This window comes from Thalassovita aquimarina (genome assembly GCF_018219815.1).
Classification (GTDB): Bacteria; Pseudomonadota; Alphaproteobacteria; order Rhodobacterales; family Rhodobacteraceae; genus Thalassobius; species Thalassobius aquimarinus.
In genome coordinates this window covers 154777-164809 of sequence record NZ_JADMKU010000008.1, presented here as the reverse complement: position 1 = coordinate 164809, position 10033 = coordinate 154777, and the positions used below count along the sequence as shown (strand labels likewise).

Below are 10033 nucleotides of genomic sequence, written 5' to 3'. Positions count from 1 at the left end.
AGGTCAGACATTTTACCGCTCGTTTTTCGAACGGTGAATCACGCCACCCGGCGGAAATCAATGGGTCCTGACCCTAGGAAGTGGACTGTCATATAAAAAGGCAAAGGATTCAAAGTTGAGTGAGAATCCATTCCGTGTTGTCGGTGAAATTCACGAACATCTGGGATAAAAAAATATTAGACGTAGAAATCCGTAGGGTTCGTGCTCGCACGCACCATTGATCCCGCCGCTCAATATGCTGCGTGACCTCACGCCCCCACAATCCACCCCCAAACTCCCCCATTCCAACCAAGCGCGAAGGGCAGACCCCGGCCGCGGGTGGGGGTGAAGCCCCCGCCCATTGGGGCGGTCGGGGGCTGCCCGGTGTGCCACCGGGCGGGGTGCTGTGATTTGGGTGGGGCAGTGCGTGTGGCGCAGTTGTCGGTAGGGGCCGAGGCGCCTCCTCCTCCCATCCCCGAACCGGGATTCCGACTGGTTAACAAACCCTTACGGGCATCCGTACCGTTTTCGGCTACAAAACGCGCAAATTCCCCTAAACTCTTGTCCCAGATCAATCTGCGCTTAGCTGAATCACTGTAGCTTGAAAAAAACACCAAAAGGAGGGTGCGCGATGCAAATCCAGGTCAACACCGACCACAACATCAACGGCGACGAACGGGTCGCAGAGGTCTGCGAACAGATCGTGACCGAGGCGCTGGCCCCGATCGCCCGTCGGCTGACCCGGGTCGAGGTTCATATCAAGGATACCCGTGGCCCCAAGGGCGGCGAAGACATCCGCGCCACCGTCGAAGCCCGCCCCGAAGGGCTGCGCCCCTATGCCGCCCATCATGACGCGGCCGAGATTCCGGTGGCGGTGCGGCAGGCCGCCAAGAAGGTGAAGCAGCGCCTCACGGACGAATTCGAAAAGCTGTCAGATCATTGATCTGAAACGATAAAGCGGGGTTGCCCAAGGGCGGCTCCGCATGCCGGAAACGGTGCTTTGCCGCGCGTTTCCGGCGCCTCTGTATTTCCCAAAATTGAGCTTTGAGCCGGGCAGGGCAGACGTTTCCCTGACCCGCATTAATCATTTGTTTCCATTGATCCGGGGGATTTCCATGACCACGTTTCGCAGGCTGTCCATCCTGACCGTCGCCGCGCTCGTGCCCGCCGCGGCTGTCAAGGGGAGCCGAAGATCTATCCCTTCGCCGCCACCGCGAACTACTGTCCCGACGGGCTGCAGCCGATCCAGATCGACGGTGTGATCTGCTGCGGCATCCCGAACCAGACCGGGACCTACTATTCCCGGATGCGCGAAAACGCTGTCAGCACAAGACCTTACCGCGCCAAGTCCGGCGCGATCTGCCCCGAGGGCGAAAAGGGCTGCTACATGGAATGAAATCCCGGCCGGGGATGCTTCGCCCCCCGGCCGCTGTCTTCAAAGCAGTTTGAGGTCGCCGGCCATCTGCCTGCCGTCGCGCCCGTCGATCAATTCGAACCCGACCTTCTGATCGTCGGCCAGACCGGTCAGCCCCGACCGTTCCACGGCCGAGATGTGCACGAATATGTCCTTACCCCCGTCATCGGGAGCAATAAATCCATAACCTTTGGTGGTGTTAAACCATTTCACGGTGCCCGTCGGCATTTTCCGTGTCTCCTTTTTGCCGTTCTTCCCCCTGTCAATGCGGGGCCCATGTCACGTCGGCATGACAGCAATTCCTGAAATATGATCCTTGTACGGGCCTGCCATTGCCTATGTCACGCTTTCGAGTGTTGCAGCGCGAACGTAAAAATCAAGCAAAAGAGTGGTGAAGGCCTGAGAAATGATCGTTATTGATGCATGAAACGACAAAGGAAGGCTGTGAAATGAGACTCTACGGGCTGAAAAACTGCGATACCTGCCGCAAGGCGGCCAAGGCGCTGGACGGCGCCGTTCTGGTCGATATCCGGGCCGATCCGATGGACCCGGGCCTGCGGGCGGCGGCTTACGCGCAATTCGGCGCGGCGCTTGTGAATACCCGTTCGACCACCTGGCGCGGGCTCGACGAAGTCGAACGCGCCCGCCCGGCGCTGGAGCTTCTTGCGGAACACCCGGCGCTGATGAAGCGGCCGCTGATCGTCGATGACCAGGGCGCGATGCACCTGGGCTGGGGCAAGGACGTGCAGGCGGCGCTGCTTGGCAAATAGGTCCGGCATGCTTATTTGCTGTGACGGACGAATGGAGGACCGGACATGCGCAACGCGGCCCTGATGCTGGGTATCATCGGCGGGATCATCGGCATGATCGTGGGCTTTTTCAGCTACGGCTATACCGAGATGATCGACCGCTACGGCGAGGTTGAGGGGCTGTTCGAACAGGTCACCAATCCCGAAATCATCCGCGCGGCCAGCTTCGTTTCGCCGCTGCTGGCGATCGCCGGCGGGGCGATGGCGCGGGCGCGGGCGCTGTGGGGCGGTGTCCTGATGCTGCTGTCGGCGGCGGGGATGATCTATGCCTTCGGCTTCAACGCCTTCACCATGTTCCCGATCGGCTTCGTCGGGATCGGCGGCCTCTTGGCTATTGCGGCTGGGAAACCGGACGAACCGAAGGCGCATTTCTGACCAGAAGCCGGTCCAGAGACAGCGGACCGGCGCCTTTCATCACCAGCAGGATCAGCGCCAGAACCCAGAACCCGCGCTGGTCCAGGATTACCCCGTCGGGCATCCGGTCGAACCAAGCGCCCAGCGTTTCGGCATGTTGAATGCCGCCGTGGCCATAGAGGTCGGTCAGGGATTGCAGGGTGACAAAGCCGATCATGCCAAGCGCCGACAGGCGGGTGAACAGTCCCAGCACGATCAGCGCGGGCAGGATGAATTCGGCCCAGGTCCCGGCCACGGTCACCGCCCAGTGGAACAGGTTCAGCTGGCTACTGTCATAGCCAACGGCCTCGAATGCCTTGGGGAAAATCTGCGCATAGGCGCCGGTCGAGGGGTTGAGGAAGCCTAGCACACCATCGCCCAGCTTGGTCAGGGCCGAGGCCCAGAAATACCCCAGAAGCGTGGCGGCGAACAGAAACCGGGTCAGCGTGGGCAGGACCCATTCGTTCCGGTCCAACCGGTCGGCAAGGGCGGCATAGGTTGTGATCAGGGCGTTCATTTGGGGTCCTCCACATCGATATCGGTCAGCGCGGATTGCGCCAGAAGCAGGGTCAAAACGGCACCCAGGTCGGCTTTGGGCACCTCTGTCATCGCCCGCGACAGCGGCATTCCGGACATCAGCGCGGCGATCAGCGCAGCTTGGTCTGGCGACAACGGTTGCAGGTCGGGGTCGTATTGCGGGCGGGTGATCAGCACCGGTTGGGCGCTGCCGGGCGGGTTGGGGGCGTTTGGCTCCAGCGCCTTTTGCCGGATCGCGTGGACCGGCCAGTCCGAGAGGACCAGCCGCACCGCAGGGGCAAAGCTCAGCCGCGCCCTGTTCAGGGCTTCGGGCGTCAGTCCGGCAAGTTTCGCCGGGTCCAAAGGCGCGGCATCGGCGGCGTGGTAGGATTGCCGCATCGCGTATTCCACCCGCGCCACATCGGGCAGGTAGCCAAGCGATTTCAGCGCCGGAATGGCGGCGATGTATTCGGCGAAACCATCCCCGAACAGCATCATCAGCGGCGATTGCGGCGGGTGGGCGCGCAGGTATCCCTTTGCCACCGCGTCGAAATTCGCCTCTCCCAAGAGCCGGGCGGTGGCCGGGAACCCGGTTTCCAGCGCCTCTTTCAGCGATACGGTCACATTGTTGCGATAAACCGAAAACCGCTTGCCCGCAGGACGGTCGGCCGCGTCGGTCAACCTGTCGGGGACCGGGCGGGCAGGGTCGAAAATCGCCTGGCTGAAATCCGTCTGGGTCATGCCGGCACCTTTTCCAGCGCGGTCTCGGCGCGGGTGGCCTCTCCGGCCAGCGTGGCCCAGTCGGGCACGTCGGTATCCCATTCGATCAGGGTGGGGCGCGGGCCGGAACGATCGAGCACGTAATCGAGCAGGGTCCAGACCAGATCGGCGACCTCGCTCCCGTGGCTGTCGATCAGCAGGGGCGCGCCGTGATCGTCTTCATCCTCGTCATGGCCCCCAAGATGGATTTCGCCGACCTGATCGAGCGCGAAGGCATCGACATAGGCGCGCGGGTCATAGTTGAGGTTGGTGGCCGACACGAAGATGTTGTTCACATCCAAAAGCAATCCGCAGCCGGTGCGTTTGGACACTTCGGCCAGAAACTCGGGTTCGTCATAGGTCGATTCTGCGAAGGCCAGGTAGGAGGACGGGTTTTCCAGTAGCATCCGGCGGCCCAGCAGTTCCTGCACCTGATCTATATGATCGCAGACACGGGCCAGCGTGGCAGCCGTATAAGGCAGCGGCAGAAGGTCGTTCAGAAAGGCGCTGTCATGGGTCGACCATGCCAGGTGTTCGGAAAAGCTGGCGGGGTCCAGCCAGTCGCAGAGATATTTCAAACGGGCCAGATGCGACGGATCAAGCGGCCCTTCACCGCCGATGGAAAGCCCGACGCCATGGACCGAGATCGGGAACCGATCGGCCAGGAACCGCAGTTGCGCGATCGGACGGCCGCCGTCGCCCATGTAGTTTTCCGCATGGATTTCCAGCCAGCGCACCGGTCCCGCATCGTTCAGGATATCGCTGTAGTGCTGCGGCTTGTACCCGACGCCCGGTGCGGCGGGCAGGGTGTTGGCTTGGTCGAACATGGCTCTTTCCCCCGGCATTGAAAATCGGGGCGGGATGACCCGCCCCGAAAATGGCCTTAGCCGTCCATCGGAAGGTCGCGGTCCAGCGCTTCCAGCGATCCGTGGCGCATGGTGCCGTCTGCCATCGCGGGCAGTTCGATATCCATGCATGTGCCGGCGTCGACCAGTTTCCAGGAATTGCCCTGGTAATCGACTTTCGCGGTGCCGGCGCAGGTGGTGCCCGGCCCGGCAGCGCAGTCGTTCTGACCGGCCAGCGCGACGCCGAAGCATTTTTCCTTGGCGCCATCGGCGCTAGCGGTGGTGGCGTGGGCGGACAGCGCGGTGGCAACGGCGCCGACGACGGCGAGGGTCTTCATCGTATTGGACATTTTCTCTTCCCTTTCGGTTCCAAATCCAGATCGCTCGGTGGCGATGCGAAAAACCTAGGGAATGAGCGGCGTAACAGGCCACTCACGAGCCTGTGCTTCACGCGTGCGTGTGCCCGTGTGAGCGCCGGGGGTGCGATATCGGCGGAAAATCCCAGAAATGTTACGGCCCGCGGCGGGATTTCCGTCGCGGGCCGTGAAAGTTTTTTTCGATTGTTACAGAAGGTCGGGCGGCGTTGCCTCGGTCCGCAACTGGCTCACGATCTCGTCCAGAGTTGTGACCGATGTTTGCTTCTCGCCCAAGCGGCGGACCGACACGCTGCGGTCCTCGACCTCTTTCATGCCGCAGGCCAGGATCACCGGCACCTTGCCGAGGCTGTGTTCGCGCACCTTGTAATTGATCTTCTCGTTGCGCAGGTCGGCCTCGGCACGGATGCCCGCGGCTTTCAGCGCCTCGACAACTTCAAGGCAGTAATCGTCGGCGTCCGACACGATGGCGGCCACCACCACCTGGCGCGGGGCGATCCAGAACGGTAGCTTGCCGGCGTTGCTTTCGATCAGGATGCCGATGAAGCGTTCGAACGATCCCAGTACCGCGCGGTGCAGCATCACGGGGCGGTGCTTTTCGCCGTCCGATCCGATGTAATGCGCGTCCAGTCGTTCGGGCAGCACGAAATCCACCTGCAGCGTGCCGCATTGCCAGTCGCGCCCGATCGCGTCGGTCAGCACGAATTCCAGCTTCGGGCCGTAGAACGCGCCTTCGCCCGGATTCAGTTCGAAATCGTACCCGGCCGACACGGTGGCATGTTTCAGCGCGGTTTCCGCCTTGTCCCACACTTCGTCCGAACCGGCGCGGGTGTCGGGGCGGTCGGAAAACTTCACCGCGAACTTCTCGAATCCGAGGTCCTTATAGATCGCAGACAGGAATTCGATGAACTTCTTGGTCTCGGCCTCGATCTGATCCTCGGCGCAGAAGATATGCGCATCGTCCTGGGTAAATCCGCGCACCCGCATGATCCCGTGCAGCGCGCCCGAGGGTTCGTAACGGTTGCAGGAACCGAATTCGGCCATGCGCAGGGGCAGATCGCGGTAGGACTTGAGGCCCTGATTGAAGATCTGCACGTGACAGGGACAGTTCATCGGCTTCAGCGCGTTGATCGCCTTTTCGCGGGCGTGTTCCTCGTCCACTTCGACGATGAACATGTTTTCCTGGTATTTCTCCCAGTGGCCCGACGCTTCCCACAGCTTGCGGTCGACCACCTGGGGGGTGTTGACCTCGACATAGCCGCCCTTCTGCTGCTGCCGGCGCATGTAATCCTGCAGCGTGGTATAGATGCGCCAGCCGTTCGGGTGCCAGAACACCTGACCGGGGGCTTCTTCCTGCATGTGGAACAGGTCCATTTCGCGGCCCAGCTTGCGGTGGTCGCGCTTGGCGGCCTCTTCCAGCATGGTCATGTGCGCCTTCAGCGCCTTGCGGTCCTTGAAGGCCACGCCATAAATCCGCTGCAGCATCGGGCGGGTGTTGTCGCCCAGCCAGTAGGCGCCGGCCACATGGGTCAGCTTGAAGGCGTCGGCGGGTAGCTGGCCGGTGCTTTGCAGGTGCGGGCCGCGGCACAGGTCCATCCATTCGCCGTGCCAGTACATACGGATGTCTTCGCCTTCGGGGATGCGGTCGATCAGCTCGATCTTGTAGGGCTCACCGGTGCCACGGTAATGCTCGATCGCGCGGGCACGATCCCAGACCTCGGTCTTCACGTCCTCGCGGGCGTTTATGATTTCCTTCATCCGCGCTTCGATCCGGCCCAGGTCTTCGGGGGTGAACGGTTCTTCGCGGTCGAAATCGTAGAACCAGCCGTAATCGCGGACCGGGCCGATGGTGACCTTCACGTCGGGCCAGATATCCTGCACCGCGCGGGCCATCACATGCGCCAGGTCGTGACGGATAAGTTCCAGCGCCGGTTCGTCGTCCTGCATGGTGTTGATGGCGATGCTTGCGTCCTCAACGATCGGCCATTGCAGGTCCCAATGCGCGCCGTTCACGGTCGCGCTGATCGCCTTTTTCGACAGGGATTTGGAAATACCGGCAGCGACTTCGGCGGGGGTGATCCCGGCTTCGAATGCGCGCGAATTGCCATCGGGGAAAGTAAGGGTGACTTCAGCCATTTCTTGGCCTCCTCGTCAGTTTGGCGCCCACGGAACGCCCGGTTGCGGGTTATATGCTCGCGCCCTTAATGGTCGGGCGGAGAGGGCAAGTCAAGACGACCTGACCAAAGGAAGGGACGGGGGCGAATTCTCAGCCGCCGGGCGCGATGATCGCCGCCTCGGTCAGCCGTTTCATTTCTGCGATATAGGCCTGTTGCGACCAGCCACAGTTCAGCCGCAGACGTTCCCAGTTGGGGACCGACAGCAGGGTCCAGATCAGATCCGTCGCCGTATCCCGGCTCAGATGCGGTGCGAGCAGCCCGTCGGCCTCGATCATCATGACGGCGGCGGCGCACCCTTCGCGGACCGCGCGCATCCGGTCGGCCCAGGCGTTGCGGGCTTCTTCGTCGCTGTCTTCCATCGCCATCAGGGCGCGTGCCACGCCATAGATTTCGGGGATGTAATTGCCCCATGCCTCGACGAACAGGGCCAGCCTTTCGCGGCCCGATGCGGCCGCCCGGCTGGCCGCAAGGCGTTCGTCTACGTTTTTCACAAGATCAAGGTGCCGGGTGGTGGCAACCAGAAGATCGGCCCGTGTGGGGAAGTGCAGGTAAAGCGCCTGCCGGCTGATCCCGGCTTTTTTGGCGATATCGGACATCCGGACGGTGCCGCCGGATTCGAGAAGCTGCCAGGCGGCGGTGAGGATGCGATCGCGGGTTTTCTGATTCTGTCTTGACATGATGTCAACTTACGCTTACTTGACGTGCTGTCAACTTGACGCCGTGTCAAGCTGTGTGGTTTTGAACGATCCGAAAGGACAGACAGATGAAAGTGATTATCTTCGGGGCGACCGGAAGCGTCGGCCGTTTGGCGGTCAAGCAGATGCTGGCCGATGGACATCAGGTCACGGCCTTTGCCCGCTGGCCGGAAAAACTTGCCATCCGGGCCGATGCCCTGACCTTGCAGGCGGGCGATGCGATGGACCCGCAGGCGGTATCCGAGGCGGTGAAAGGCCACGATGCGGTGGTGGTGACGCTGGGCGCGGGCACATCGCGCAAAAGCGTGATCCGGTCGCGCGGCACGATGAACGTGATCCAGGCGATGCACGAACACGGGGTTCGGCGGCTGATCTGCCAATCGACGCTGGGCGCGCATGAAAGCTGGGGCAACCTGAATTTCTTCTGGAAACGGATCATGTTCGGGATGCTGCTGAAGCCGGTGTTCAAGGATCACGAATTGCAGGAACAACTGGTCCGGGCCAGTGGTCTGGACTGGACCATCGTGCGGCCAAGCGCCTTTACTGACGGTCCCGCTTTGGGGACGTTCAAGGAAGATTTCCCGGCCACTGAACGCAGGTTGTCGCTGAAGATCGCGCGCGCGGACCTAGCAGGTTTCCTGAGCCGCCAGTTGCGCGAAAAGCGTTACCTGGGCCGTGCCGTGGGGATTTCCAATTGACCGGCGCGGACACGGTGATGCGCCGGGCCGTATCGGCGGACCTGCCCCGGATCGTCGCGATGCTGACCGACGATCCGCTGGGGCAGGGGCGGGAAAGCGGGCTGATGGACGCGACCTATCGCAGCGCGTTCGAGGCCATCGACCGCGACCCCTCGCATTTCCTCGCCGTCGCGGATCGCGGTGGCAAGGTGATCGGCACACTGCAGCTGAGTTTCCTGCCCGGGCTTGCCCGTCACGGCGCCTGGCGCGGCCAGATCGAAGCGGTCCGGGTTGCACGCGAAGTGCGCGGGCAGGGCATCGGCCGGTTCATGTTCGAATGGGCGATTGAAAAGGCGTGCGCGCAGGGATGCAGTCTGGTGCAGCTGACATCGGACGCAGCCCGAACGGGCGCGCATGATTTCTATGACGCCCTGGGATTTCAGCCAAGCCACGTGGGCTACAAACTGCTGTTCTGAGGGGCGGTCTGTCAGGCAGCACTGTGGCTTTGCGCCGGGCTGTGGGCGAAATCCCAGTACAGCTCGCGCGCTCGCATCGATACCGGCCCGATGCCCAGTTCGCGCTCGTCCAGGCGCGAGACAGGCATCACCTTGGCGATATTGCCGGTGGCGAAAATTTCGTCGGCTTGCCGGAAGTCTTCGACCGTCATCGAGGTTTCGATCACCTCGACCCCGTCTTCACGCAGCAGCTTGATCACCCGCTGCCGGGTCAATCCGTTGAGGAAACAGCCCGTGGGGACCGGAGTGAACACGACGCCGTCGCGCACCGCGAACACGTTGGTCGACGCGGTTTCGGCTACGTTGCCGTCGATATCCAGCGACAGCGCGTTGGAAAATCCGCGCTGGCGGGCATAGGCCATGATGCGGCCGTTGTTGGCGTAAAGCGATCCCGCCTTGGCCTCGGTCAGCGCCATGTCCTGACGCGGGCGGCAATAGGGCGCCACGGTCAGCGAAAATCCTTCGATCGAGGGCATCGCCATTTCCTCGATACAGATCGCGAAGGCGGTGCTGTCGGGATCGAGCTCGATCAGGCCGGGACCACCGTCGCGAGACCACATCATCGGGCGGATATACAGCTCCGCGTCCTTGGGAAACGTCTTCACCCTTTCGCGCACCAGCGCGGCGATTTCTTCGCCGGTGATGGTGGGGATCATGCCAAGCGCCTGCGCCGAACGGGGCAGGCGGGCGCAATGCAGGTCGAGATCGGGCAGGACGCCTTCGAACATGCGCGCGCCGTCGAACACCTGACTGCCCAGCCATGCGACGTGATCGGCGGCGCGGATGATCGGCGTGTTGCCGTCGTGCCAGTCGCCTTCAAACCAGGTTGTGATCTTGCCGTTGCCAATCGCCATGTGATCCTCCCGCGATTGCTGCGTTC

Annotated in this window: 14 protein-coding genes; 6 read left to right on the top strand and 8 right to left on the bottom strand. The window is 62.4% G+C overall.

What is annotated here, in order from left to right; genetic code table 11:
- The first annotated feature begins 610 nt into the window (after positions 1-610).
- Both IT775_RS11155 and IT775_RS11150 read left to right on the top strand, forming a co-directional pair.
- Positions 611-922, top strand: a complete 312-nt coding sequence (locus IT775_RS11155; protein ID WP_212701184.1) for an HPF/RaiA family ribosome-associated protein — start codon at positions 611-613, stop codon at positions 920-922.
- Between the two features lie 315 nt (positions 923-1237).
- Positions 1238-1375: a hypothetical protein gene (locus tag IT775_RS11150; protein ID WP_212701183.1), complete on the top strand. Its 138-nt coding sequence runs from the start codon at positions 1238-1240 to the stop codon at positions 1373-1375.
- Positions 1376-1414: 39 nt separating this feature from the next.
- Here IT775_RS11150 and IT775_RS11145 read toward each other — a convergent pair whose 3' ends face one another.
- Complete coding sequence (locus IT775_RS11145; protein ID WP_212701182.1) at positions 1415-1621, bottom strand: cold-shock protein; 207 nt, start codon at positions 1619-1621, stop codon at positions 1415-1417.
- 221 nt (positions 1622-1842) lie between these two features.
- Between IT775_RS11145 and IT775_RS11140 the strand changes: the two genes are divergently transcribed.
- Both IT775_RS11140 and IT775_RS11135 read left to right on the top strand, forming a co-directional pair.
- A complete protein-coding gene (locus IT775_RS11140; RefSeq protein WP_212701181.1) occupies positions 1843-2163 on the top strand; it encodes an arsenate reductase family protein in 321 nt (106 codons plus the stop codon).
- A 45-nt stretch (positions 2164-2208) separates the two neighbouring features.
- Positions 2209-2577 (top strand): hypothetical protein, encoded by a 369-nt coding sequence (locus IT775_RS11135; RefSeq protein WP_212701180.1) that lies wholly within the window; start codon positions 2209-2211, stop codon positions 2575-2577.
- Here IT775_RS11135 and IT775_RS11130 read toward each other — a convergent pair.
- The 6 genes from IT775_RS11130 to IT775_RS11105 form a co-directional block, all read right to left on the bottom strand.
- A complete protein-coding gene (locus tag IT775_RS11130) occupies positions 2534-3112 on the bottom strand; it encodes a DoxX family protein (RefSeq protein ID WP_212701179.1) in 579 nt (192 codons plus the stop codon). The two genes, IT775_RS11135 and IT775_RS11130, sit on opposite strands and share 44 nt — an antisense overlap.
- Entirely contained in the window at positions 3109-3852 is a 744-nt protein-coding gene (locus IT775_RS11125; protein ID WP_212701178.1) for an HvfC/BufC N-terminal domain-containing protein, read from the bottom strand. Before IT775_RS11125 ends, IT775_RS11130 begins: the two co-directional genes overlap by 4 nt.
- Positions 3849-4697 carry an MNIO family bufferin maturase gene (bufB, locus tag IT775_RS11120; protein WP_212701177.1) on the bottom strand — a complete coding sequence of 283 codons (849 nt, stop codon included), beginning with the start codon at positions 4695-4697 and terminating at the stop codon, positions 3849-3851. Before bufB ends, IT775_RS11125 begins: the two co-directional genes overlap by 4 nt.
- A 56-nt stretch (positions 4698-4753) precedes the next feature.
- Positions 4754-5065 carry a BufA1 family periplasmic bufferin-type metallophore gene (locus IT775_RS11115; RefSeq protein WP_212701176.1) on the bottom strand — a complete coding sequence of 104 codons (312 nt, stop codon included), beginning with the start codon at positions 5063-5065 and terminating at the stop codon, positions 4754-4756.
- A 213-nt stretch (positions 5066-5278) separates the two neighbouring features.
- Positions 5279-7225, bottom strand: a complete 1947-nt coding sequence (gene thrS / locus IT775_RS11110; protein WP_212701175.1) for a threonine--tRNA ligase — start codon at positions 7223-7225, stop codon at positions 5279-5281.
- 130 nt (positions 7226-7355) lie between these two features.
- The gene (locus IT775_RS11105) at positions 7356-7943 is read right to left on the bottom strand and encodes a TetR/AcrR family transcriptional regulator (RefSeq protein WP_212701174.1); all 588 of its coding nucleotides are present in this window, start codon (positions 7941-7943) and stop codon (positions 7356-7358) included.
- Between the two features lie 86 nt (positions 7944-8029).
- Here IT775_RS11105 and IT775_RS11100 point away from each other — a divergent pair, with 86 nt between their 5' ends.
- Both IT775_RS11100 and IT775_RS11095 read left to right on the top strand, forming a co-directional pair.
- Positions 8030-8659, top strand: a complete 630-nt coding sequence (locus IT775_RS11100; protein ID WP_212701173.1) for an NAD(P)-dependent oxidoreductase — start codon at positions 8030-8032, stop codon at positions 8657-8659.
- Positions 8656-9114, top strand: a complete 459-nt coding sequence (locus IT775_RS11095; protein ID WP_246525499.1) for a GNAT family N-acetyltransferase — start codon at positions 8656-8658, stop codon at positions 9112-9114. The genes IT775_RS11100 and IT775_RS11095 overlap by 4 nt, the downstream gene beginning before the upstream one ends.
- 11 nt (positions 9115-9125) lie before the next feature.
- Here IT775_RS11095 and IT775_RS11090 read toward each other — a convergent pair whose 3' ends face one another.
- Positions 9126-10007 (bottom strand): branched-chain amino acid aminotransferase, encoded by an 882-nt coding sequence (locus IT775_RS11090; protein ID WP_212701172.1) that lies wholly within the window; start codon positions 10005-10007, stop codon positions 9126-9128.
- Between the last annotated feature and the right edge of the window lie 26 nt (positions 10008-10033).